Annotated in this window: 20 protein-coding genes and 1 tRNA gene; 5 read left to right on the top strand and 16 right to left on the bottom strand. The window is 66.4% G+C overall.

The window, feature by feature from the left end; genetic code table 11:
* Position 1 precedes the first annotated feature (1 nt).
* The 4 genes from ACFJI2_RS18050 to ACFJI2_RS18065 all read right to left on the bottom strand — a co-directional run bounded on the left by ACFJI2_RS18050 (position 2) and on the right by ACFJI2_RS18065 (position 6,507).
* A complete protein-coding gene (locus ACFJI2_RS18050) occupies positions 2–799 on the bottom strand; it encodes an OmpA family protein (RefSeq protein ID WP_377701260.1) in 798 nt (265 codons plus the stop codon).
* Between the two features lie 10 nt (positions 800–809).
* Positions 810–1,805 carry a type VI secretion system-associated protein TagF gene (tagF, locus tag ACFJI2_RS18055; RefSeq protein WP_377701261.1) on the bottom strand — a complete coding sequence of 332 codons (996 nt, stop codon included), beginning with the start codon at positions 1,803–1,805 and terminating at the stop codon, positions 810–812.
* Positions 1,802–5,671, bottom strand: coding sequence for a type VI secretion system membrane subunit TssM (gene tssM, locus ACFJI2_RS18060; RefSeq protein ID WP_377705863.1), 3,870 nt, complete (start codon positions 5,669–5,671; stop codon positions 1,802–1,804). The genes tagF and tssM overlap by 4 nt, the downstream gene beginning before the upstream one ends.
* Positions 5,672–5,754: 83 nt before the next feature.
* A complete protein-coding gene (locus tag ACFJI2_RS18065; protein ID WP_377701262.1) occupies positions 5,755–6,507 on the bottom strand; it encodes a M15 family metallopeptidase in 753 nt (250 codons plus the stop codon).
* Between the two features lie 129 nt (positions 6,508–6,636).
* Between ACFJI2_RS18065 and ACFJI2_RS18070 the strand changes: the two genes are divergently transcribed.
* A complete protein-coding gene (locus ACFJI2_RS18070; RefSeq protein WP_377701263.1) occupies positions 6,637–7,470 on the top strand; it encodes a hypothetical protein in 834 nt (277 codons plus the stop codon).
* 33 nt (positions 7,471–7,503) lie between these two features.
* Here the strand turns inward: ACFJI2_RS18070 and ACFJI2_RS18075 are convergent, their stop codons facing one another.
* From ACFJI2_RS18075 to ACFJI2_RS18085, 3 genes are read right to left on the bottom strand one after another with little or no spacing between them, the layout of a single operon-like run.
* Positions 7,504–7,881 (bottom strand): VOC family protein, encoded by a 378-nt coding sequence (locus tag ACFJI2_RS18075; RefSeq protein WP_377701265.1) that lies wholly within the window; start codon positions 7,879–7,881, stop codon positions 7,504–7,506.
* Positions 7,878–8,654, bottom strand: coding sequence for an alpha/beta fold hydrolase (locus tag ACFJI2_RS18080; RefSeq protein ID WP_377701266.1), 777 nt, complete (start codon positions 8,652–8,654; stop codon positions 7,878–7,880). Before ACFJI2_RS18080 ends, ACFJI2_RS18075 begins: the two co-directional genes overlap by 4 nt.
* A gap of 24 nt (positions 8,655–8,678) precedes the next feature.
* Complete coding sequence (locus ACFJI2_RS18085; protein ID WP_377701267.1) at positions 8,679–9,959, bottom strand: MFS transporter; 1,281 nt, start codon at positions 9,957–9,959, stop codon at positions 8,679–8,681.
* A gap of 72 nt (positions 9,960–10,031) precedes the next feature.
* On the opposite strand from ACFJI2_RS18085, the gene ACFJI2_RS18090 reads away from it, so the two are divergent.
* Positions 10,032–10,745 (top strand): citrate synthase, encoded by a 714-nt coding sequence (locus tag ACFJI2_RS18090; RefSeq protein WP_377701268.1) that lies wholly within the window; start codon positions 10,032–10,034, stop codon positions 10,743–10,745.
* Positions 10,687–11,247, top strand: coding sequence for a citrate/2-methylcitrate synthase (locus tag ACFJI2_RS18095; RefSeq protein ID WP_377701269.1), 561 nt, complete (start codon positions 10,687–10,689; stop codon positions 11,245–11,247). Before ACFJI2_RS18090 ends, ACFJI2_RS18095 begins: the two co-directional genes overlap by 59 nt.
* A gap of 40 nt (positions 11,248–11,287) precedes the next feature.
* Here the strand turns inward: ACFJI2_RS18095 and ACFJI2_RS18100 are convergent, their stop codons facing one another.
* The 4 genes from ACFJI2_RS18100 to ACFJI2_RS18115 all read right to left on the bottom strand — a co-directional run bounded on the left by ACFJI2_RS18100 (position 11,288) and on the right by ACFJI2_RS18115 (position 16,695).
* Complete coding sequence (locus tag ACFJI2_RS18100) at positions 11,288–12,091, bottom strand: ParA family protein (RefSeq protein ID WP_377701270.1); 804 nt, start codon at positions 12,089–12,091, stop codon at positions 11,288–11,290.
* Positions 12,092–12,163: 72 nt separating this feature from the next.
* Positions 12,164–13,795, bottom strand: coding sequence for a methyl-accepting chemotaxis protein (locus ACFJI2_RS18105; RefSeq protein ID WP_377701271.1), 1,632 nt, complete (start codon positions 13,793–13,795; stop codon positions 12,164–12,166).
* A gap of 93 nt (positions 13,796–13,888) precedes the next feature.
* Positions 13,889–15,865: a DUF6351 family protein gene (locus ACFJI2_RS18110; RefSeq protein ID WP_377701272.1), complete on the bottom strand. Its 1,977-nt coding sequence runs from the start codon at positions 15,863–15,865 to the stop codon at positions 13,889–13,891.
* A 41-nt stretch (positions 15,866–15,906) separates the two neighbouring features.
* Positions 15,907–16,695: a substrate-binding periplasmic protein gene (locus tag ACFJI2_RS18115; protein ID WP_377701273.1), complete on the bottom strand. Its 789-nt coding sequence runs from the start codon at positions 16,693–16,695 to the stop codon at positions 15,907–15,909.
* Positions 16,696–16,786: 91 nt separating this feature from the next.
* On the opposite strand from ACFJI2_RS18115, the gene ACFJI2_RS18120 reads away from it, so the two are divergent.
* Entirely contained in the window at positions 16,787–17,377 is a 591-nt protein-coding gene (locus ACFJI2_RS18120; protein WP_377701274.1) for a YdeI family protein, read from the top strand.
* A gap of 9 nt (positions 17,378–17,386) precedes the next feature.
* Here ACFJI2_RS18120 and ACFJI2_RS18125 read toward each other — a convergent pair whose 3' ends face one another.
* Positions 17,387–17,620: a hypothetical protein gene (locus ACFJI2_RS18125; RefSeq protein ID WP_377701275.1), complete on the bottom strand. Its 234-nt coding sequence runs from the start codon at positions 17,618–17,620 to the stop codon at positions 17,387–17,389.
* 64 nt (positions 17,621–17,684) lie between these two features.
* Positions 17,685–19,202 (bottom strand): S8 family serine peptidase, encoded by a 1,518-nt coding sequence (locus tag ACFJI2_RS18130; RefSeq protein WP_377701277.1) that lies wholly within the window; start codon positions 19,200–19,202, stop codon positions 17,685–17,687.
* Positions 19,203–19,313: 111 nt separating this feature from the next.
* Here ACFJI2_RS18130 and ACFJI2_RS18135 point away from each other — a divergent pair, with 111 nt between their 5' ends.
* Positions 19,314–19,625 (top strand): hypothetical protein, encoded by a 312-nt coding sequence (locus tag ACFJI2_RS18135; RefSeq protein WP_377701278.1) that lies wholly within the window; start codon positions 19,314–19,316, stop codon positions 19,623–19,625.
* Positions 19,626–19,640: 15 nt separating this feature from the next.
* Here ACFJI2_RS18135 and ACFJI2_RS18140 read toward each other — a convergent pair whose 3' ends face one another.
* The 3 genes from ACFJI2_RS18140 to ACFJI2_RS18150 form a co-directional block, all read right to left on the bottom strand.
* Positions 19,641–21,839, bottom strand: a complete 2,199-nt coding sequence (locus ACFJI2_RS18140) for an OsmC domain/YcaO domain-containing protein (RefSeq protein ID WP_377701279.1) — start codon at positions 21,837–21,839, stop codon at positions 19,641–19,643.
* An 80-nt stretch (positions 21,840–21,919) separates the two neighbouring features.
* Positions 21,920–21,995, bottom strand: a tRNA-Asn gene (locus tag ACFJI2_RS18145).
* A gap of 79 nt (positions 21,996–22,074) precedes the next feature.
* Positions 22,075–24,294 carry a TonB-dependent receptor gene (locus ACFJI2_RS18150; protein ID WP_377701280.1) on the bottom strand — a complete coding sequence of 740 codons (2,220 nt, stop codon included), beginning with the start codon at positions 24,292–24,294 and terminating at the stop codon, positions 22,075–22,077.
* Positions 24,295–24,430 lie beyond the last annotated feature (136 nt).

Consider the following 24,430-nt stretch of genomic DNA (forward strand, 5'->3'; position numbering starts at 1 on the left):
GCTACTGGGCGATGCGGAACTCGATACGGCGGTTGCGCGCGCGGCCGTCGCTGGCCGCGTTGTCGGCCACCGGCCGGTCCGGTCCATGGCCGGACACGGAAATCATGTCCGGGCTGATGCCCTTCTGCGCCAGGTAGGCCCGCACCGCCTCGGCGCGCGCCAGGCTGAGCGCCACGTTGCTGTCGCGCAGGCCGACGTTGTCCGTGTGGCCGATCACTTCCACCTTCTTGCCTTTCACCTTCTGCAGCGCGGCGGCCATCTCGTCCAGGATGTCCTTGCCCGACGGCCTTATCGCGGCCTGCCCGCTTTCGAATTCGATGATGCGCTTGGCCAGCGTGGCGTCCAGCAGCTCCTGTTCGGCCGCACTCACGCGCAGGCCGTTGTTGACCGTGTAGGTGGGATTAAGGCTGGTGGCGGCGTCGCCGGCAATCTGCTGGCGCAGCGCCTCGTTGGCCACTTCGCCGCGCAAAGTGACGTTGTTGCCCTCCACCTTCAGCTCGCCCTTGCTGATCAGCTTCAGGTTGGGACCGAGCAGCTTCTGCACATAGCCGCTCCAGTTGGGCGGCAGCGCTACGTTGCCGATGCCGATCTGGTCCACCACGCGGTCGGCGCCGTACAGCTCGCGCAGCCGGTGCAGCATGGCGGCCTTGCTGGCCTCATCGGGCACGGTGCCGGTGACCACCACCTGGCCCGGCTTGGGTGTGGCCGGCATGGGATTCTGGGCCTGCGCGCCGGTGACTGCGGTGACGGCGATGACGGCGCCGGCGGCGCACTGCGATGCGGCCTTGAGATAACGCATGGCTTGCTCCTCACAGGAAGGTTTCGTGGAACAGCGCGCAGGCCGACTGCAGCGTGAGCCGGTCCTGCTCCAGGCAGGCCGACAGGCGCAGCACTTTGTGGTCGGCGCTGATCATGTCGTCCACCCAGCCGGTGCTGTCAAAGGTGATCTGCTGCGCGTCAGCGAACTGCGGATCGATGACGCCGCGCAGCGTGGCGGGCGACGCGCCATCGAAGCCCAGCACCAGCATGGGACGGCCGGCCTGCTCGCACAGCAGCAAGGCCAGTTCCACGTCCGCCTGGCGCAGGAAGGGCTCCGCCAGCGACAGCCACAGCGCGGCGGCGGCCGGGCGGTGCAAGGGATCGCGCGGCAGCGGCAGCGCCAGGCTGCGGTCCAGGCGCGTGCTGCCGCTCCAGCCGAACGGTTGCAGCAACAGGCCCACCGCCAGTATGGCCTGGCGCACCGAGATGCGGCTGCCTTCCTGCGCCAGCATGGCCTCCAGTCCCGCCAGCGTGGTGCGGCCAAGGAAGTCGTCCAGCGCGGCACCATGTGCCGCATCATGCGGATCGATTTCCAGCGCGGTGCTGGACAGGGCATGCAGCTGCGGCGCCGGATGCATGGCCAGCGTGACCGCCGCCGTGCTGCCGGCCAGCGCGGCCCAGAACGGGGCCAGCGCGATCGGACCGTGCTTCAGGAAGGCGGCCGGGTCGTCGATCTCCAGCGCGCTCATGGCCAGGAAGGGGAAGCGCCGCTGCGACTGGTCGCTGCTGGCGACCAGGTGGCCGGCAATGGCGCGCTTGCTGCGGGTGCCCACGAAGGCGAAATGCAGCGGACGCATGGCGTCGTAATGCAGCTTCCAGCGCGGTTCGGCCGTCAGCGCCGTCATGGTGTCGGCCAGCCAGCCGTCGAGCAGTTCGGCCAGCGCGTGGTTGTCGCCGGCCTTGATAAAGTCGCTGCGCGCGGGGATCTTTCCGAAGTAGCCCACGCGCGCCAGCTGGGGCATGCCGCCTGCGGCCGCGCGGTTCATCGCGCCGCTCCCTGCGGCAGCGCGGCCAGGGCCGCCTGGCCGCGCTGCGGTACTTGCGGATTTTGCGGTACTTGCGGATTTTGCGGATTTTGCGGATTTTGCGGATTTTGCGGCACTTGCGGTGCTCGCGGCAGCCCTGGCGGGTCGCCCGCTGCAGGCGGTCCGCCGACGATGGACTCCGGCAGCGTCATGCCCCGGAATCCCTGGTCCTGCGGCGCGGCGCCGCTGCCGCTGGCTTCCGGGCTGCTGGTGATCTTCAGGTCCAGCGCCACGCTGATGCCGCCGCTGGTCCAGCGCAGCTCGTGCACGCCCTCTTCCTTGCGCCTGCGCGCGGCGGCGTCAATCATGCGCTTCAGGCCGAACTGGCCCGGTTCGTTGAACAGCTCCACGCTGCGGCCATCGAACGCCACCGCGGTAATGCGCGCGCCAGGCACGCCCTGCGGGCTGGGATGGACCATGCTGGTCCACTGCGCAGGCGTGTTCCGGTAGCGCAGCTGCTGGCCGTCTATCTCCACGGTGTATTCCAGCGTGCCAGGCGCCGGCTGCGGCTGGATCTGGAACACGGTTTGCGCGGCGGCCGACGCGGTGGCAATGCCGCCCGCCCCCAGCGGCGCGATCCAGCCGGGGAAGCGGGCCACGGCTTGCGGCGACAGCGCAATGCCCATGTCGGCCCAGGTGCGCGGCGCCAGTACGTCGCCGCGCCGCACCACCAGCGGCCCCATGGCGGAGTTGACGAACTTGGCCACCAGGCCGTCCGGCCCGAAGAACTGGCCTATCTCGGCAGTGCTGGCCTCTATCTTCGCGGCTGGCGCGAACGGGTATTTGGCAGCCAGCGCGCGCTGGAACGGTTCATAGACCTGCGCCATCCAGGTCTTGTTGATCTCGGCCTCGGCCGGGCCGATGATGACGGCGAAAGTCTGCATCAGCGGGCGCACCAGGATGGGACGTATCGCGCGCTTTTGCGAATCCGTCATCCCGGTCAGCATCTGCTCGTCCACAAAGCGCAGCGCGTCGGCCAGTTCGGAGCCTGTGCCTTCCAGCGTCTGCTGCATGAGCTGGCGCGCGCCGGGGCCGGGGTCGCCCTGGTTCTTCAGCATGTTGAGCCGCGTGCGCAGGCGCGACAGGGTATCCATGTAGCCGCGCAGCAGCGTGGCATCCTTGTCCTTGACCGACACCAGCTTGGCCACGGCAGCGAACTCGCGGCCTACCGCGCCCATGGGCCGCTCGAAGCGCGCCGGGTCCAGCTGCACCGTCACCGGCGCCGGCGAGCGGCGCAGCAAGGTGTGCTTGATCCACTCGGTAAAGCCGCGCTGCGCCTTCTCCGCTTCCGCGTTCGCCAGCGTGGGGTTGTCCCAGGAAGTCTGCTCGTTGATGGTATGGAGCAGCTTGATGATGGGCGAGGACTGCGGGTCGCCCAGCCGGTTCATGGCCGCCACCGCGCCGTTGAAACCGCCCAGCTCCGCCACGGCCACGCCCTGCACGAACTTCTGCCATTCCTTGGCGTAGTCGGCCTTGTACATCTCGACCAGGTTTTTCTGGATTTGCTCCGGGCTGCCTTCCAATGTCAGGTCATCCCTGCTGGCCGTCTTCAGCACCCAGTCGGTGCTTTGCAGTTCACGGCTGGCGGCATCGCGGAAAGCGCCTTGCACGTACTTTTCCCATGCTTCGCGGGTGAAGGCGCCGGGAATGGCGTGGCTGCCGGCCAGCAGCGCCTGGTCCGGCTCGCCGACGATGCGCACTACCGTCATGGCCGGGAAGCGCGTGCCGGCGCGGGCCTTGATGTCGGCGTACACGCGGTCGCGGGCGGGCATGCCGCGCACCACGCGGCGCAGGTTTTCGCGGGCCTGGTCGACCAGCGCGAGCTTCTGTTCGATGCGCGGCCAGGAAGGATCGCCCGACTGCGCCAGGTAGTAGGTCAGCAGCCGCTCGGCGCTGCGTATCATCTGCTCGCGCGGCATGGGGCCGCGGTTCGCCTCCAGCCAGCCGCGCCAGTAGCGCGTGAGCTGGTCGTTCAGATGGCCGGCTTCGGCGCGCGAAGTATCGGCCAGCATGAGGTAGGTCTTCAAGGCATTGTAAGCGTCTTCCACGTTGAGGGGGTTGGCGTCGGCGTACTGGCGCGGCGCGGGGGCGGGCGGCGCGCCAGCCGCGCCGGGAGGCGCAAGCTGGTCCGCATTGGCATTCATTTCGAACAGCAGCGCCTCCAGGCTGGCGGCCACCGGCTTGACCATCACCTCCTTCACGCCCGCGTAGTATTCCTCGCGCAGTTTGCGTTCGAGCAGGCCGCCCTGGTACAAGCCCATGCCCAGCGACCAGGGGCGGTCGCGCCCGAATTTCTCCAGCTGTTCGATCCGGTCTTGCAGGATCTCCAGCGCTTCGAGGCGCGACTGCAGGTCCAGCCGCTTGTCCTGCAGCTTCACCACCTTGTCCAGGTCGGCCTGCACATTGGCCGCCAGCTGGCGGTTGCCCATGTAGGACCAGGTCCAGCCGCCCAGCGCGCCGCCCAGAAGCAGCACCGCGCCGAAGAAGGCCGCGTATCTGAGTTGCGTGCTGGTGCGGCTGGCGTATTGCGACACCAGCGCCTTGTCCGCGAACACCACGTCGCGAAACAGCTTGAGCAAGAAGTAGCCGCCAGCGGCGCCGTAAGGCATGGGCGCCGCCGCCTCGTGCTCGGGCTTGAGCGCCAGCTCGAAGCGCTCCGCAATGCGCTGCGACTGTGCGCTGACCGGCTGCCCCTCCTGCAAGGCGCTGGTGAAGTAGAAGCCCCTGAAGACGGGCTTGAACTGGAAAGGGTTTTCTTCGAACAGCGTGGCCAGGAAGGCCCGCAGCGGCGCGCGCATCGAGGCGAACTCCATCGGGAAGGTGAATACGCCCGGCGCCATGCGGGTGCGGCGCGGCTGCGCCATATTGGCCATGCTCATGTCCACCAGGCCCGCGTGCAGCTCGTCGAAGCCCTGGTCGAAGAAGGCCAGCAGCTCCTCGCTGCCGGCCTTGCGCTTGTAGGGCATGGTGGCGCCCCACACGCGTTCGCGCTCGCTGCGTTCGCACTGGCCGAAGAAGTCGGCAAAACCCGCGATCAGGTCGGCCTTGGTGAAAAGCACATACACCGGCGCGAATACTTCCAGCCGCTCGATCAGGTCCTGCACGCGCTTGCGCAGGCTGCGCGCCAGCTTCAGCGCCCCGTCCGGATCGCTGCGCAGCTCCGCGATGCTGACCGCCACGATGATGCCGTTCACCGGCGCACGCTTGCGGTGCTTCTTCAGCAGGTCCAGGAAACCGCGCCACTCGTCCAGGTGCTCGTCCTCCACCGCGTAGCGGCCGGCGGTGTCCAGCACAATGCCGTCGGCGGTGAAGAACCAGTCGCAGTTGCGGGTGCCGCCCACGCCGTGCACGACGCGTGCATCGGCGAACGGGAATTGCAGGCCGGAGTTGGTGATGGCGCTGCTCTTGCCGGCGGACGGATTCCCGATGATCATGTACCACGGCAGCTCGTACAGGGCGCGCGAGCCCGGCATGCGGCCGAGCTTCGAGCCCTTGATGGTAGCAATGGCCGCCAGCATGCCGCTGCGGATGGCTTCCACTTCGTGCCTGCTGGCGCCGTCGGCGGCCGACGCTGTGTAGGGCGCTGCGTTGGGCGCTGTTGTGGGCGCCATGGCCGCTTCCAGCCCGGCGGCAGCGCGCGCCGCGTGGCGCCGGCGCAGCCAGCGCACCAGCAGCCACGCCAGCACGGCGGCGGCCAGCGCCGCGACGGCCCAGACCAGCGCCAGTTCCAACAGCTCGGCGCCGAGATAGAACAGCGCGGCCATGGCGACAAAGCCGGCGATGGTGAGGTTGCGGGAGTCGGTCAGGAACAGCCAGGTTCGTCGCATCATGATAGCTCCGTGGCGCCAGTCGGCAGACCCGAACTATGGTGCCACCGGCCCCGCAATGCATTCTTGAGGCAGAACAAGCCTCAGCGTTTGCGTTGCCTCGCTCCCGGCAGGCGCAGTTCGGTGTGGCCGAAGTCCATCATGGTCCAGCGGCCGCCCCAGGTCAGGCCGGCGGCTTCGGCGGCCTCGCCGTACAGGCGGTAGCCGCGCATGGCCCAGGGGTCCTTTTCGGAGATCACCAGTATGCCGTCGCGCAGGAAAGCGCAGTCGGCGGCCAGGCCGAACTGGTGGTAGCTCTGGAAGGCGCGCGCGTTGCTGACGCTGGCGCCGGCGCTGGCCAGCAGGTCCTGGCGCTCCGGGCTGCGGTAGCCCTCGAGCAGCGCCATATCGTAGCCGTGGCGCTCTTTCATGATGCGGAACACCAGCAGCAGCCGCTGTTCGAAGTCGGGATTGAGCAGTTGCCAGCTGCGGCTGGCGCCGGCCAGCAAGGGCCGCACGCGCATCACTTCCACGGTGGTGAAGGCCAGCGGCGGCAGGGATGGCGGCGGCACCAGCTGCTCGCCCTTGAGCAGATCGGCCACCTGGACGTTGACCGCGTGCCCGTCGGCCTCGAAGGCCGGCAAGGCCAGGCGCCGGCTGGCCACCAGCGCCAGCATGGCGGGCATGACCAGCAGCAGCGCGCCGCCCGCCAGCAGCCATGCCTGCCGCTTGCGCAATACGGCGCGGCAGCGCGGCCAGGCCACGCCTGCCAAGGCATCGCGCCCGGCGGGGAACAGGAGCAACCATCCGCCCACACAGACGAACAAAAACAACAGCGACAAGGAAACGACAAGCATAGTGCGCTCCGTCAAAGCGTGGCCGGGCCGCTGGCCGCACACTGGATGGCGTGCAGTACCGGAATCGCACCATCGTATGCCGCCCGCCGGCGCGCCGTTCCGAAGCAGATCAAACCTTGGGAGGATAGATTGAACAAATCCACGCCACCGCAAAAGCCGGAACTGTTCTCCGCCGCGCAGCCGGCGGATGGCAGCCGGCGCATCCTGGCCAGCCTGGAACTCAGCGGCAAGGCCAGTACGCCGGGAGCGCGCCTCGCGCGGCTGCGTCCCGGCCAGCTTGTGCTGCTATTGACCTTGGCCGCCGTTGTTGCGGCGGGCATAGCCAGCATCAGCTACGTCGGCATGGCGCCGGCCCGCTACAGCCAGCCGTTGGCGCCAAGCGCACCGCAGCTTCCGCTGGTGGCCGAGCAGGAAGAAGTTGAGCGGCGCGCGGCCGCCATCGTCAATGAGCCATTGCCGGCCATCGCGGCAGCCCGGCACAAACAGAGCGCCTCGGACATCGCCGCGGTGCCGGCGCAAAACGCCAAAGTCGGCGCCGCGCCGCCCGCCGCCCAAGCCAAGGCGCCGCCGGCAGCGGCGGCACTCGCGGCAACGACTACGGGGGTGGCTGCTGCGCCGCAAGCCTCCATACAGGCGCGTCCGGCAATGCATGCGGAACGCAATTTGCAAGCGCGGCCGCGTCCAGTGTTCCGCGCAGCGGCAGGACCAACCCGCGTCGCCGCCGCCACGCAGCAGGACAGCGACGTGACGCTGCTGGCAGCGCTGGTGGCCCACAGCGGCGCCCAGCCATCGGCCATCCTGCATACCCGCGACGTGGTGGAGCGCACCGATGGCGACAGCACGGATGCGCTGCTGCGCCGCTGCCAGCGCCTGGGCGGCGCCGAGGCGGGATTGTGCCGCGCGCGCATCTGCAACGGGCTGTGGCTGCACGAAGCGGCCTGCCGTTCGCCGGTCAGCGACTGAGGGCCGGCTGCGCCGCAATGGTCAGGCCAATGGTCAGGCGCGTTCGGAAATCTCGATCAGGTTCTGGTCGGGGTCGCGCAGGTACACCGAACGGATCGGCCAGTTGGCGCCCGTGCGCGCCACCGGTCCCTCTTCGATTGGCACGCCAAGGTGTCGCAGCCGGGCGATCACCTCATCGAGCGGAATCGACGCGATAAAGCACAGGTCCAGCGAGCCAGGCGTCGGCTGGGCGGCTTTCGGCAAGAACTCCTTGCCGTACTCGTGCAGGTTGATTTTCTGTACCCCGTACTTGAACGCCACACGGCCCGCGCCGAAAGTCTCCAGCTGCATCCCCAGCACGCGGGTGTAGAAATCGATGCAGCGTTCACGCTCGCGGGTGGTCAGCACCAGATGGTCCAGGCGGTCTATCATGTCACCTCCAGCTCTTTCAGGAATTCCGATATCGCCCCGAGTACCAGCTCCGGCTGCTCCAGGTGCGGCGTGTGGCCGCAGTCCGGCAACATGGACCGGCGCGCACGCGGCGCCTGCGCTGCGATGGCGTCGAGCTGCGCTTCAGTGCCGTACTGGTCGCCGCTGCCCTGCAGGGCCAGTACCGGGCAGGCAATCGACGGCAGCAGGTACTCGATATTCCAGCGGCTGAACGCCGGCCGCAGCCAGGTGTCGGCCCAGGCACCAAAAATCTGGTCCGTCTTCCCGCCGTGGTAGCGCGACAGGCCACGCAGCTTGCCCGCGTCGTAGACTTCCCGTGCCACGCGGATGCCGGCCAGCGTCACGTCCTCCACGAACACGTGCGCCGCCTCGGTGGCCACGCCCAGCAGGCCTGGCGGGTCGTCCGCCGCATGGATCAGTGCGATGCTGCCACCGTCCGAATGGCCGACCAGCACGTAGGGCCGCCGCTCCAGCAGCGCCAGTACCTGCGGCAGTTCCTCCAGCGCGTAGCGGTGCAGGTAGTGCACGCTGCGGCTGCCGCGCAACGCATCAGACTGGCCGTAGCCGCGCCGGTCGTAGACCAGGCCATCGCAGCCGGCGAGCGCGCATAGCCGCGCAGGAAAATCCTTCCACATTGCGGCGCAGCCCAGCCCTTCGTGCAGGAACACCAGCACCGGCCTGTGGGCAGCGTCGCCGCCGGCGGCGATCCATTCGTAATACAGCTGGCCCCCTTCGGCCAGTTCCAGCATTGCCATCGCCCTCTCCTTCCTTGTGTCAGCCTACAGATTACACTGCTGCGCCCCGGTGCGCCGGCGCGCGAGCAACAGCGCGTACAACAGCAGGCAGCCGCCGGCCAGCATCATCGCGCGCGGCACGCCGGCCAGTTCCGAGACTGCGCCCCACAGCAGGCTGCCCGCGGTCTGCCCCAGCGCCATGGTCATCAGGTAGACGGACAGCGTGCGCGCCCGCACTTCGCTGGGGAAAGACGACTGCGCGGTGCTGTTCAGCGTCGTCACCATGGCCGACCAGGCCACGCCGCCAAACGCCGACATCGCCATGAGCACGGGCCACAGCCGCACGTGCGGCAGCACCAGCAGTATGGCGCCGAACCATGCCACGGCGCCGGCCAGCACATGGCGCCGCTCGAAGCGCGCCCGCAACTCCGGCAGCAGGAAGGCGGCCAGTACCGCGCCGATGCCGACGCAAGCCATCAGCGTGCCAAATGCGCCCGCCTCGCGGCGCAGCACGTCGCGCACAAATAGCGGCAGCAGCGCGGTGTAGGCAATGGCGGCGCCAAAGACGCAGACTGTGTGCCGCAGCAGGCGGCGGTAAGCGGCCGAGCCGAATGCCGCCGCCAGGCCGGCGCGGAAACCGTGCCAGCTGATGCCGCCGCGCGGCGCAGCAGCCGGCGCCGGGGCAGCCTCCGGCTTGCCGCGCATCCAGTCCAGGTACACCAGCAGCAGGCCGCCGAAGGATAAGGCATTGAACAGGAACAGCGGCGCCGCGCCCACCCACAGGAACAGCACGCCGCCCAGCGCGGGGCCGGCCGTGGCGGCAAAGTTGAAGCTCAGGTTATTCAGCGTGGCCGCAGCTTCCACTTCCTCCGGCTGCACCAGCCCGGACATGGCGGCCTGCCACGCCGGCCACATGAAGGCGGATCCGGTGCCCATCATGAAGATCAGCGCCAGCACCGCAGCCGGCGAAGCCGCGCCGCTGGCGGCCAGCGCCGCCATGCCGGCCGCCGCCAGCGCCATGAAAAGGTTCGCCGCGAACAGCAGCCTGGGACGCGGCACCGCGTCCGCTACCACGCCGGCCAGCAGGCCGAATAGCAGCATCGGGGCGTAGCTGGCAGCAGGTACCAGCGCCGATGTCTGCGCGGAGGGCGCCATGGTCGCCACCAGCCAGGCGGCGGCGAAGGTTTGCGTCCATGTACCGAGGTTGGACAGCAGGTTGGCCAGCCAGAGCTGGCGATATCGCCGGTGCCGCAGCGGCTGCAGCATGGGAACCTTGCGGTGCGCCGGCGGCGCGGACGGCATTGCGAGTGGTGTGTTCTTGTGCATACAATGAGTCTATGCGGCGCATGCAAACAGCGTCAATCTTGACTCCGGCAATCAACATAAATAAAGCTGCGCATGAAGAAAGAACTCTCGTCCAAGGAAGCGGCGGCCATACTGGGCGTATCGGCGGCAACGCTGTATGCCTACGTCAGCCGTGGCCTGCTTGCTTCCATTGCGGACGGCAAGGCGCGCAGCAAGCGCTATGCGCGCGAGGACGTGCTGCGCCTGGCCGCACGCAAGGCGGACGGCAAGCGCGCGGGACACGCGGTTGCCGCCGCCATGAGCTGGGGCGTGCCGGTGCTGGAGTCGCGCATATCGCTGATTGCGGATGGGAAGCTGTACTACCGGGGCCGCGACAGCAGCGTGCTGGCGGCCGGCGCCACGCTGGAGCAGGCTGCTGCCATTCTGTGGGGCGACGCTGTGCCTGCGGATGCGATTGTGGATACGGCCGCGGCTGCCGATGCTACTGCGGCTGCGGCTGCGCCGGACGGCCTGCCGCGGCTGCCCGCTGCCGCCGCGGCGCTGGCCAGCAAGATGCCGCCGCTGGAGCGCGCCATGGCCTTCCTGCCGGTGCTGGCGCTGCAGCCGGTGCGGCCTGGCAGGCACGCGGTCCGTACCGCCCATGCCGCCCGTGCCGCCGGCGCAGCTGATGCGCATGCTCGCCGGCTTGCTGCTGGACGTCGAGGTGACGAACGCCCCGCTGCACGAGCAGGTAGCGCGCGCATGGCGCGTGGACGGGCCGGGAAAGGAGCTGCTGCGCGCCGCGCTCGTGCTGATGGCGGACCATGAGCTGAACAACTCCGCCTTCACGGTTCGCTGCGTGGCTTCCACCGGCGCCGCGCTGCCCGCCGTGCTGTGCGCGGGACTGGCCGCGCTGTCGGGCCGCGAACACGGCGGCCATTACCTGCTGGCCAAGGAAGTCATCGTGGCGCAGTTGAACGGCGCGGACGCGCCGGCCCTGCAGCCGATGCGGCCCGGCTTCGGCCATCCGCTGTATCCGCATGGCGACCCGCGCGCCGCGCTGCTGCTGCAGATGATGAGCCCCATGCCGCAAGCCGCAGGCGTGCTGGCGCTCGCCGCCCGCGCGGCAGCCATCGAAGGCGCCGAGCCGAATTCGGACTTCGCGCTGGCGGCGCTGGAACTGGCGCTGGACCTGCCGCCGCACAGCGGCATCGTGCTGTTCGCGCTGGCGCGTTCGGCCGGCTGGCTGGCGCATGCGGCCGAACAGGCGGCGGACGGCGGCATGATACGGCCGCGCGCCCGCTATATCGGCGAATTCGGCGCGGCCTGACGCGGCCCGACGTCGGCCACCGCGCCGGCCATGGCGCCGGTCAGCCGCGCTTGCGCGCCTTGGCCTGGTTCTGTTGCGCGAATTCGAGCTCTTCGTACAGCGCAAGGAACTCCTGCGACAGCTTGTGGCGGCTGTCCAGGTGTATCATCGGCAGGCAGCGCTCGTGCGACTCGCGCACCTTGATGGAGCTGGACAGCTTGTTCTGCAGCACCGGCAGCCCTTCGGCCAGCAGCTCGTCCACCATGCGCTGCGGCAGATTGGCGCGCGGCTGGAACTGGTTCACGATGATGCCTTCGATTTCCAGCGCCGGATTATGGTCCGCCTTGATCTCGCTGACGTTGTTCATCAGCGTGTACAAGGCCTGGCGTGAAAAGTCGTCGCAGTCGAACGGGATCAGGCAGCTGTCCGCCGCAATCAGCGCCGATTGCGTAAAGAAGTTATAAGCTGGCGGCGTATCGATGATGATCTCGTCAAATTCCTTGGACAGCTCATTGAGCGCGTCGCGCAGCTTGTAGATCTTGTGGCGCGACTCCAGCTTGGACTGCAGTTCGCCGATCTCGGGATGCGAAGGCATCAGCGACAGGTTCTCAAAGCGCGTCTCATGCACATAACCGCGCGCCGACAGCGAGAACACCATGAAGTTCAGCGTCTGCTCGAAGTAGCCAGCCACGGTAGGCTCGATCTCCTTGGCCGCGTCGCCCAGCAGATAGCGGCTCGAATTGCATTGCGGGTCGATGTCGATCAGCAGCGTCTTCTTGCCATGGTACGCCGCAATGGCGGCGAGATTCACGGCGATGGTCGATTTCCCGACGCCGCCCTTCTGGTTGAATATCACACGTTTCATTCCTGCTCCGTACGTTGGGTCTGCGAGGGGGATGACACAATTTTAGCAGATTGCCAACTTGGAGCCCCGGACCTACACCTTGAAGAATGCCACCGCCGACTGAAGCTCCTCTGCGCGCGCGCTCATCTCCTCCGCCGTGGAGGCCAATTCCTCGGAACCGGCAGCGTTGTGCTGCGTGGTTTCGCTCAGCTGGCCCACCGCCTGGTTGATCTGCGCCAGGCCGGCGTTCTGTTCTTCGGACGCCGCCGTGATCTCCTGCACCAGGTCCGAGGTGCGCTTAATATTGGGCACCATCTGGTCCAGCAGGCTGCCCGCGCGCTCGGCCAGCGCCACGCTGCTGGCCGCCACCTCGCCGATCTCCTGCGCCGCCACCTGGCTGCGCTCGGCCAGCTTGCGCACCTCGGACGCCACCACCGCGAAGCCCTTGCCATGCTCCCCGGCGCGCGCAGCCTCGATGGCCGCGTTCAGGGCCAGCAGATTGGTCTGGTAGGCGATATCGTCGATGATAACGATCTTCTGCGCGATCTGCCTCATGGCCACCACGGTGGACTTGACCGCCTGCCCGCCCTCGGCCGCTTCCTTGGCCGCTTGCGCCGCGATCGAATCGGTCACCTTGGCGTTCTCCGTGTTCTGCGACACCGACGCCGTCATCTGCTCCACCGAGGCGCTGGTCTGCTCCACGCTGGCGGCCTGCTGGCTGGCCGAGCGCGACAGCGACAGCGAAGTGCCGCTGATCTCCTCCGACGCCCGCGTAAGCGCCTGTGCGCTGCCCGACACCTCGCCCAGCACGCTGGACAGCTTGCCCACCATGCCCTGCATGGCGTGCAGCAGGCTGCCCCGGTCGCCGCGGCGCAAGCTCATCGTCACGCCCAGGTTGCCGTCCGCGATCTCGCGCACGATGTCCGCCGTGTAGGCCGGCTCGCCGCCCAGCTGGCGCATCAGGCTGTGGTACAGGAGATACATGGCCAGCGCCGATACCAGCAGCGAAAACGCCAACAAGCCCAGGGTGATGTCGAGCGCGCGGCTCGCCGCCGCTTCCGCCTCGCGCACCGCGTTGCCGGTACGCTGGTCCAGCAGCGCCAGGAACTCGTTCACCGGGCGCATGATCTTGGCCTTGTTCTGGTGGTAAGCCGCGTCATGCGTCAGACGGCGCGCCAGTTCGGGATTGGGTTCGCCCTTCTTCGTGAAGTGGCCGGCGCCGTCGTCATACAGGCCCTTGACCGCATTCATCGCCACGGTCTCCGCCTTCACCAGTTCGTCCGAATTGGCGGCTGCCTCGCTGAGCTTGGCCAGTTCCCGATCCGAAAAGCCGGCCTTCTTCATCAGCGTGAGCAAAGGCACGGCCGCCGTGTCCGGGCTGGGCTTAAGCTGGCCCGCCGCCACGAAGTCCCAGTAGATGCGCTCGTAGTCCTTGGGGCGCGGCTTGCTGCCGTTGCGGATGTCGAGAATCTCGCCGTACTGCCGTTCAAACGACGGGTCGCCGGTCACCACATAGGTGCGCGCCAGCCGGGTCAGGTCGTCCGAGCTTTGGCGCAGCTCGTCGGCCAGCAGATAGGACTGGTAGCGCGCCGCCGTGGCGGCACTGACGTCGCCCTGCGCGCGCGTTACCTGCAGCAGCCCCCACAAGGTCAGGCAGGCGAGAACCGCCATCACCGCCAGGAACAGGCAAATGGTCCGCCTCAGCGACAAAGTATGGAGTTTCATGTATCCCCTCTTATGGACGGCCAAAGGGACACTGTAAGCAGGCTGGCAATCCTTGTAACCTGTACTTTGGTACATCCCCGGGGCGGGGGATGGTCACGGCCGCCCGGCGTCCTTTCTCGTGTAGTCGCACACGCCCTGCGGGAAGATGCGCCGCAGCCATGCCGCCTGCTCCGTGGAGAACTGCACGCCCGCCGCGTAGGTGCCGTCCGCCAGCGCCGCCTCCACCGGCTTCAGCGCGCACTTGAATACGTCTCCCTTGATGGAGCCGCCGGCCACCATGCGTGGACTGCTGAAAATCGGGTAAGCCCTGGTGCAGGCGCCGGGCGGCTTCGCATCCAGGATGCCGTCCCATACAGAAGGGCCGGCGGCGATGAGCGTATTGCCGCTGTCGTAGCAGCGGTCCGTGAAGTCCGCCGGCGCGGCGCCGCCGGCAAGGTGGCGCTCCAGCACCGGCAAGGCTTCCATCACGCGCGCGCTCAGGTCTTCGTCCAGCCTGGTGAACCAGATCACCTGCTTCCTGGCCTCGGCCGGGTTGGCGTCCAGCAAGCGCTGGCGCACCGAGAAGGACTGGCGCGCGTTGTGCATGTCCAGCTTGGGCTCCAGGTAGGGCCGCAAGTCGATCACCGGCATGCCCAGGCGCTCGCCCGTGAACACATGGCCGGATGCGTATGCCTTGTGCATGGCCGCTACATCGCCCGCGCGGCGCGGCGACGGCGTGCCGGACGGATCGCGGCAGCTGGCGCTGCGCTTCATGTTGCGGCTGTCGAAGGGGTCGCCATCCTTGTCCCAGGTGACGAAGTCGGCCTGCTCCTTCCAGCCGCCCACGCAGGCGTTGATGCGCAAGAATTCATCCACGCTGATGCGGCCCTGGGCCAGCGCGGCCAGGCCGTACTGCACGCCCACGTTGTCCAGCGGGATGGGCGCGTAGCCGTTGGCGTCGGCGCCGTACACGTCGGCCAGGTCGTTCCAATGCGTCCATTTCACATTGGCGAAAACATTGGAAGGATAGCCATACTGCCTGGCCCCGGCGTCGAACTTCGGGTCCCGCCAGACGGGATTAAGCACGGTCGCCATCGCCATGCGCCAGCCCGCGATGCATTCGGTGGACGCGTCGGTGGCGTTCATGCCTTCGATCAGCGCCTGGTTGCGCCACTTGGCCCACATCGAGGCGGGATTGCGTTCCACCTCTTCCTTGAAGTACTGGCCCAGCAGCGGGCAGTCGGAGATCGGTATCGTCTGCGTCACCATGTCGGGATAGGACTGGATGGCGATGCCTGCGTCCAGCAGGCCGGGCTGGTTTTGCGCGAACATATATTGCTGCACCGCGCCGCCGGAACCGCCTATGCCGATGGTGAACTGCGGCTTGCCATAGGCCTCGATGAAGCGCGCCTTGGTCAGCAAGGCGGTCTGCGCCGCCAGTACCATGTTGTAGTGCACACCTGTCTCGTTGCCGGACGAACTGGCCACCGCGTAGCCCTGCTCCAGCAGCTTGGGCATCAGCACGCGCTCGGAGCTGTTCAGGCGCTCGTTCACCCACATCGGGATGCCCTGCTGGTGGCCGATGCCGACGCCGCCGCGCATCCAGTACACCAGCTTGCGGTTCCACGCGGCCGGTTCCAGCATGGCGATGGTGTACAGGAAGCGGTTGATGCTGCCCACTTCCACCCGCACCACGAAGGGCACTTTGGCGCCGTTCACGGTGATGGTGCGCAGGTCGGATGGCGGATCGGCCGCGTCGTAGGCCTTCAAGCGGCTGCCGTTGTAGTAGAAGTGCAGCACGCGGGTGGCGACGTTGCAGTGCTGGCTGTGGCCCAGCAGCTTGCGGTCCGCGTCGAATACCGGATGGCCTATGCCCTGCTGGTTGTCCACCAGCGGCTGGCCCAGGCCAGCTTCCTCGGTGCGGCAAATGAAGGGTTGCTGCTGCGGCGGCGAGGCCTGCCCTGCCGCAGCCAGTGCCGTCGGCGCCGCCGTCAGCGCCATCAGTACCATCAGTACCATCAGTACCATCAGCGCTGTCAGCGCTGTCACATTCGCCGCCGCGCGGGTGCTCCAGCATTTCCGGTCTGCCATGGCTTGCCTCCTTCCGCTTGTCTGCGCTGCGCCAGCCCCCGCTATTTCGCCAGGGCCGGCGCCAGCTCCGCCCATTCGCGGCTGGCGCGGATGCGCCGTATCGCTTCCCAGGCCTGCGCCACCAGGCCGGGATAGGCCTGCGCATAGCCGTTGCTGAACACCAGATAGGCATCCGACACCAGGAACACCGGCGCCAGGATCTGCAATGACTTGAACTCGTCCTGCGCGAGGAAGCCCTTGGCGTCCGATTCGCGCATCACCACAGCCTGCAGGCGCTGCGCCTTCAGCATCTGCATCAACTGCAGCGCCGTCCTGGCGCTGTCCACGTTACGGATGTTGAGATCGTCCAGCGTCTGCCGGACGACGTTGACGCCGGCCGGATAGGAAATCGGCGTCGTCACGCCATGCAATGCCTTGCCGTCCCAGCGCACGCCGCTACCGGAGGGCGTGACCACCACCCAGGTGTCCACGCCCACGGAAAAGGCGCGGTCCGGCAAGCCGTTCCTGAGCGGGAAGCGGACGAAGTCCTTATAAGTCTGAAAAGCCTGCACGCCAAGCACGCCGGCCACCTGCCCCGCCCGCACCGACTCGATGCAGCGCCGCCACGGCAGCACCACAAAGCTGGGCTCCACGCCGGCCGCACGCATGGCCTGCCGCGCCAGGTATTGCGCCTGGCCTTCGTGGTCCGGGAAAGTCAGCGGCGCGGCCGGACGATCGCTGACGCAGAGCGTCACCCCGGCCGCCTGCACCGCGTACGCCATCAGGCTGCTGAGAACGAATATCAGGACGAATTTCATCGGCTGGGCGGCGGTCTGTTGATACGCCAGCATAGCATAACCACATGCTTGGGTAGCCCCTGGCTGTGCTATATTGGCAACCCTTTCCTGCTGGCTGTATCGCTTTCCAAAAGGACTGCTGACTATGAAGAAAAACACGAATCCCAAGGTAGACGCGTACGTGGACAAAGCCGGCCCATGGCAGGCCGCCGTGCGCAACATGCGCGCCATTGCGCTGGACTGCGAACTGAACGAAGAGCTGAAATGGGGCGTGCCCTGCTACACCCTCAACGACGCCAACATCGTCCTGCTCCATACGTTCAAGGAATACTGCGCCATCCTGTTTTTCAAGGGCGCGCTGCTCAAGGATGAGGAAGGCGTGCTGGTCCAGCAGACCAAAAACGTGCAGGCCGCGCGCCAGATCCGTTTCACCAGCGCCAGCCAGGTGGACGAGTTGAAGGCCGTGGTGAAAGCCTACATCCAGGAAGCCATCGGCGTGGAAAAAGCCGGCCTGCAGGTGGAGTTCAAGGAGACGGCGGACTTCGACATGCCCGAGGAATTCCAGGCAAAGCTGGACGACTTGCCGCAATTGCAGGAAGCGTTCGAAGCGCTGACGCCGGGACGGCAGCGCGCCTACCTGCTGCACTTCGCCAGCGCCAAGCAATCCAGGACCCGCAGCGCGCGGGTGGAGCAATGCATACCCCATATCCTGGCCGGCAAGGGCCTGAAGGATTGACGCCGGGAGTTAGCTGATGTGCCGGCGGGTGTCCGGCACGGCGATCCGTTCCCTCTGCGGCGCCACGATCCAGCCCGCCAGTTTCTCCTGCAGCGCGGCCATGTGTTCGTCCGCGATATCGGCCAGGATGTTGTTCCCGCTGTGGTGAAGGACGCGCCCCTGCGGCACGGCGCCGAGCAAGGCAAGCGCCTCCTCGGCGGAAACCGCCGCAGCATTGGTCCGTCTGAATATCACCTGGCTCATGGCTTCAATATAGCACGCGCGCCGCAGGGCGCCGGCGACGCCCCACGGCAGGCTCAGGGCAAACTCAGGGCAGCATGCCCAGCCCCTCGAGGTCCTTGGGGAAGCCCAGCGGCTTGGCTGCCGCGTTGATCACCGCGAGCATGGCCGTGGTGCGCTGGCCATCGCGCGGCATCGCCAGCACTTGCGGCTGAGCCGAGAGCAGCGCGGCGGCCGCGCCGGTGGCAGCGGGGCAAGCCATCGAGGTGCCGCTCATCACGCCGTACCCCTTGCCCGGCAGCGTGGACACGATGCCGACGCCCGGCCCGGTCAAGTCTATTTCGGGGCCGATATTGGAAAACTGCGCAATGAAGACGTCCTTGTTGCTGGTGGCAGCGGGCGGCGCAATATCCAATTGCTCCGTTGAGCCGGCCGGGAAGGTGCCCTGCCTGCCGGCGGCCGACACCGCGACGGACTCGCCCCACGCGGCGGGATAGGACACCGGCTGGCGCCCATCGTTCCCCGCCGCCACGATGCATAAAGTGCCCTGGTCGAACGCGGCCTTGATGGCGTCGCGCACCGCTTCGTCGGGCGTGTCGCCGCCCAGGCTGAGGTTCAGCAGGTCGCACTGGTCCGCCACGCCCTGCTCGATGGCGCGCAGGATATCGTAGTTGCTGGCGCCGCCGCCCGCATTCGGAAACACACGGTAGCTGAACAGCGTCACGCCCGGCGCAACGCCCTGCTTGCCGCGGGGCCGCTCGCCGCGCGCGCCGACGATGCCGGCCACGTGCGTGCCGTGTTCACCCTCCTGCCCGGCCGGCCCCCAGCCTCCGGCGTCCTTCTCGTCGGCGACAAAGGCCGCCCCGCCGGCCACCTCCAGGTCGGGATGCTCACCATCGACGCCGGTGTCGATAACGCCGACGCGCACGCCGGCGCCCGCGTTGCGTTGGTGGGCGCCGTACAGCGAGTCCAGGTAATCCGGCACGCCCAGATCGACTGCCGCGATCCTCTTTACCTGGCCGGTCCTGATCGTCACCGCGCGTTCGCACAAGCCCCAGTAACCGGCCGGCCCATAGATCAGCAACAGTTCCAGCTTCTTGCTGGTCGTCGTGAATTTGAGGCTAACCACGCCTTTGGCATTCGTCGTGCCCTGCTGCCCCACTCCGGCGGCAAAGTCCGTAAACGCCACCACCGTCGCGCCCTTCACCGGCTTGCCGCTGACCGCATCGGCCACCTTGAGGCTAATGCCGGCGGCCGCGCCAACCGCCGCCTTGCCGCTGGCGCGCTTCAGGATTTCCCATCTGGGGCTGCGCGCGGGATAGTAGAGTACCTCCGGCACCAGCTTGATGCCCGCATTGCTGGCTTTCAGCGCAGTCGCCTCCGCGTCGCTCAGCTCCACCAGCTTCGGCCCCGTCTCCGCAAGCGAATGCACGACCTTTACGGCCTTCGGCCTGGCGGCCCTGGCTTTGCTGGACAGCCCGGTGCGCACGAACAGCGCGTTGGCGAATTTCTCCTCGCTGGACGCGGTCAGCTTCAGTGCCGGCGAATACAAGCCGCGCTTCGGCATCAGCACATAGCGTTGGACGTTGGACGGTTTGACAGCCATAGCGATATACCCCCTTGAGTGGATCGGTGAAATCAGTGGATTGGAGCTCCACGAATATTACCTTTCCTGGTGTATAGTTGATGACACAATAGCCACTTTGACCGAAAAGCCATGCAACACACCCTCCGCATCCTGCCCCTGCTGGCCGCATTGCTGACGCAACCTTCCTTCGCTCTGGCCGACAGCAACAGCAGCTCCGTCAGCATCACCGACGGCCAGGCCGTCGGCACCTTGCGCGGCAGCGCAGCCATCGCCACCGTCCTGGACGACAAAGTGGAATTGAAGGACGGCGTCGTCTATGTGAACGGCCAGTCCTATGGCCCCGTGCCGCGCAATGCCGAAGTCAAATACGTCATCAAAGGCGCCACCCGCACGCTCTACGTGGACGGCAAGCCCCGCACGCCGCCCAAGCCCGCCAAGTAAGGCCTGTCGGCGGCTTCAGTTTGCACCAGCCCTGGCACGGGCGGCGTGGAGCTTCTTGTAGCTGTCGATGAGGCGCTCGTGGCGGTCCAGGCCTTCCAGCTTCATGCTGGTTGGCGTCAGGCCGTGGAAACGCACGCTGCCGTCCATCGAGCCCAGCGCCGCGTCCATGCGCGGGTTGCCGAACATGCGGCGGAAGTTGCCTACGTAGTCTTCCAGTTCCAGCTCGTCGTCCAGCTCCACTTCCAGCACCACGTTCAGGGCCTGGTAGAACAGCCGGCGCTCGACCGTGTTGTCGTTGTACTGCAGGAAGGCGCCCACCAGTTCGTGCGCTTCTTCGAACTGCTGCAGGGCGAGGTTGATCAGCAGCTTCAGTTCCAGCACCGTCAGCTGGCCCCACTCCGTGTTCTCGTCGAATTCCACGCCGATCAGGGTGGCGATGTCGCCGTAGTCATCCAGCTCGTTGTTCTCCAGGCGGTCCAACAGGGATTCCAGGCTGTCGTCGTCCAGGCGGTGCAGGTTCAGGATGTCGGCGCGGAACAGCAGCGCCTTGTTGGTGTTGTCCCAGACCAGGTCCTCTATCGGATACACTTCCGAATAGCCCGGCACCAGGATGCGGCAGGCGATGGCGCCCAGCTGGTCGTACACGGCCATGTAGGCCTCTTTGCCCATGGCTTCGAGGATGCCGAACAAGGTGGCCGCCTCTTCCGCATTGGAGTTTTCGCCCTGGCCGGAGAAGTCCCATTCCACGAAATCGTAGTCCGCCTTGGCGCTGAAGAAGCGCCACGACACGATGCCGCTGGAATCGATGAAGTGCTCGACGAAGTTGTTCGGCTCGGTCACCGCGTTGCTGGCGAAGGTAGGCTGGGGCAGATCGTTCAGGCCTTCGAAGCTGCGGCCCTGCAGCAATTCGGTCAGGCTGCGCTCCAGCGCCACTTCGAAGCTTGGATGTGCGCCGAAGGAAGCAAACACGCCGCCGGTGCGCGGGTTCATCAGGGTTACGCACATGACGGGATAGGCGCCGCCCAGCGACGCATCCTTTACCAGCACCGGGAAACCCTGCTCTTCCAGGCCCTGGATGCCGGCCACGATGCCGGGGTATTTCGCCAGCACTTCCTGCGGCACGTCCGGCAGGGCGATTTCGCCTTCCAGGATTTCGCGCTTCACGGCACGCTCGAAGATCTCCGACAGGCACTGCACCTGCGCTTCGGCCAGCGTGTTACCGGCGCTCATGCCGTTGCTGACGAAGAGGTTCTCCACCAGGTTGGACGGGAAGTACACCGTCTCGCCGTCCGACAGGCGCACGTACGGCAGCGAGCAGATGCCGCGCTCCGTGTTGCCGGAATTGGTGTCGTACAGATGCGAGCCGCGCAGTTCGCGGTCGGCATTGTAGATCTCCAGGCAGTACTCATCCAGGATCTCGGCCGGCAGCGCGTCCTTCTTGCCGGGCTTGAACCAGCGCTCGTTCGGGTAATGCACGAACTCCGCGTTGGCGATGTCTTCACCCCAGTACGCGCCGGCGTAGAAGTGGTTGTTGTTCAGGCGTTCGATGTACTCGCCCAGCGCCGAGGCCAGCGCGCTTTCCTTGGTTGCGCCCTTGCCGTTGGTGAAGCACATCGGCGAATGCGCGTCGCGGATGTGCAGCGACCACACATTGGGCACGATATTGCGCCACGAGGCGATTTCAATCTTGATGCCCAGGTTCGCCAGCACGGTCGACATATTGGCGATGGTCTGCTCCAGCGGCAGGTCCTTGCCCACGATGTAGGTGCTCGCTTCGGACGATGGGTTCACCATCAGCAGCGCCTGCGCATCGGCGTCCAGGTTGGCCACTTCCTCGATCACGAACTCGGGTCCGGCCTGCACCACTTTCTTCACCGTGCAGCGGTCGATGGAGCGCAGGATGCCCTGGCGGTCCTTCTCCGAGATATCCTCCGGCAGCTCCACCTGGATCTTGAAAATCTGCTGGTAGCGGTTTTCCGGGTCGACGATGTTGTTCTGCGACAGGCGGATGTTCTCGGTCGGAATATTGCGAGTGTTGCAATACAGCTTGACGAAGTAGGCCGCGCACAGGGCGGACGATGCCAGGAAATAGTCGAACGGGCCGGGCGCCGAGCCGTCGCCCTTGTAGCGGATGGGCTGATCGGCAATCACGGTGAAGTCGTCGAACTTGGCTTCGAGGCGGAGTTTGTCCAGGAAGTTGACTTTGATTTCCATGGCATGGTTCCAAATAAGGGGGCAGCATGGATTAACCATGCAAAAAAGGCCTTGTGATTGCGCACAAGGCCTTTGCATTCTGGCTCCCCGACCTGGACTCGAACCAGGGACCTGCGGATTAACAGTCCGTCGCTCTACCGACTGAGCTATCAGGGAAAAGAGGCCATATTATAGTGAGCCTCGGTCAGGCTGTCCAGCGCCGGATGAAAATATTCCCCCGGCGCCGGCGCTCCCTTTAGAAGCTGCCCTTGAACTGCACGCCCCACTGGCGCGGCTCGTTGATGAAGCCGGTCAGGTTGTTGAAGTCGATGGCGCCGGTGATGCGCTGGGTGTCGGTGATGTTGCGGCCGAACGCTGCCACTTCATACTTGCCGCCCGCCCAGTTGTAGCCGACGCGCACGCCGCCTTCGGTCAGCGGCTTGCCGGTGAACTCTTTGGCTTCGTACAGGAAGAAGTTCACCTTGCTGCGGTAGGACCAGTCGGTCAGCACGAACAGGTTGCCTTCAGCCAGCGGCCAGTTGTAGCGCGCGCTGGCGTTGAAGATCCACTTCGGCGCTTGCGGCAGCGCGTTGCCGTCGATGACCACGCGGCCTGCGGCGTTGATCGGATCGGTCACCGTGCATTGCGCGCACTTGTTCACCGACAGCGAAGGATCGTTGATCTCGGTGAAGTTGTACGAACCGCTCAGCGCAACCTTGAACTGGTTGGTGATGAAGCCTTCGATCTCGCCTTCCACGCCGTGGCCCTTGGTCTTGGCCGCGTTGATCAGCTTATTGACGTTGGAGTTGCCGCCAACGACGGTCAGCTGCTGGTTCTTCACGTCGTACTGGTACACGCTCAGCGAAGCGCGCGCGCGGCGGTTCAGCAGGTCGGCCTTCACGCCGGCTTCCACCGAGGTGATGGTTTCAGCATCGGCCACGGTGATCGGCACCGAGGTCGAAGCGGCGGCGATACTCGGAGCGCGGAAGCCGGTGGCCACGCGGCCATAGACGCTCACGTCCTTGTTCAGCGCGTAGGTGCCGCTCAGGTCCCAGTTGATCTTGTCCTTGCTAACGCCAACCGACGATGGGCCAACCAGCACGGTGTTGATTGCTTCCAGCGTGTTGAAGTCCTTCTTGTCCTTGGTGTAGCGCACGCCGCCGCGCACGGTGAACTGGTCGTTCACCGCGTAGTTCACGGAACCGAAGGCTGCCCAGGCGGTGTTCTTCTGCTGGCTGGTGACGCGGGTGGTGCGCACGCCGGCGGTGTTGAAGTTGTCGGTGCCGCCGGTGGCGTCTTCATTGAAGTAGTAGACGCCTGCCTGCCAGTTCAGCGGGCCGGCGTTTTTCGACTCCACGCGGAACTCTTGCGAGTACTGCTTCAGGTCCGGAATGCTGCCTGCGGTCTCCACCTGGAACGGCACGGCCGGCGCGTTGCCCGGATTGCCGCCGTCGATATCGCCACGGCTCAGGTATTCGTTGATGGCTTCGTAGCCGGTGATCGAGTACAGCTTGACGGCGCCCAGGTCCCAGCTCAGGCGCACATTGCCGCCGGTGGTTTTCAGGTTCTGGAAGTTCTGGCCGTTGGTGTAGATCTTGTCGGCGTCGAAACCATCAACCAGGTCGTTGGTGCCCTTCTTGATGATATTGGCGCGGAACAGGCGCGAGCTGCCGGAGGTCACGCGCTGGTGCACATTGAACAGCGCGTTGAAGTCGGCGTTCGGCTTGTACAGCACTTGCACGCGTTCGGCATGCTCGTTGTAGCCTTCCATCGAGTCGTTCTCGCCGGTGAAGGCGTTCGATACGTAGTCGTCGCGGTGTTGGCGTAGCGTGGATACGCGCGCCGCCCATTCGTTCGACAGGGGGATGTTGACTGCGCCTTCCACGTTGGTGGTGCCGTGGGTGGCGTAGGACAGGTTGTAGTAGCCTTCGATGCCTTTCAGGCTAGGCTTGGCGGATTCGAACTTGACCACGCCGGCCGGGGTGTTGCGGCCGAACAGCGTGCCCTGCGGGCCGCGCAGCACTTCCACGTTGGCCAGGTCGAACATGGGGTAACCCTTGAGGATAGGGTTTTCCTGCACCACGTCGTCATAGATCAGCGACACGGGCTGCGATGCGAAGGTGCTGAAGTCGGCGTTGCCATAGCCGCGGATGTAGAAGCGCGGGAACACACGGCCGGTGGACGATTCCACGTTCAGGCTGGGCACCTTGCCTGCCAGCACGCGGATGTCCTGGCCGCCGGACAGGATCACGTCCAGTTTCTCATCCTTCAGCGAGGACACCGATACCGGCACGTCGCGGATGTTTTCGGTACGGCGCTGCGCGGTGACGGTGACCGTCTCCAGCTGGCCGGCTTGCGCTGGCTGTGCATCAGCCGATTGGGCCATGGCGGCACCGGCTGGCACCAGTGCGCTCAGCGCCAGTACGGCGCCGCCGGTGCGGGAAAAACGCTTCTGCATCTTGGACATCTTAATCATTCACATTCCTGTCTGGGTCGTGCTTGGTTAGAGAGAGTGCCTCCGCCCCTCCCTTGTAGGGAGTGTTATGTTGCGCAAAATGCAAAAGGCCGCGCTAGTGGCGCGGCCCCAACACCTTGCATCAAAGTGCGCGAAT

Origin of the sequence: Pseudoduganella sp. UC29_71 (assembly GCF_042693265.1) — a bacterium.
Lineage (GTDB): Bacteria > Pseudomonadota > Gammaproteobacteria > Burkholderiales > Burkholderiaceae_D > Rugamonas.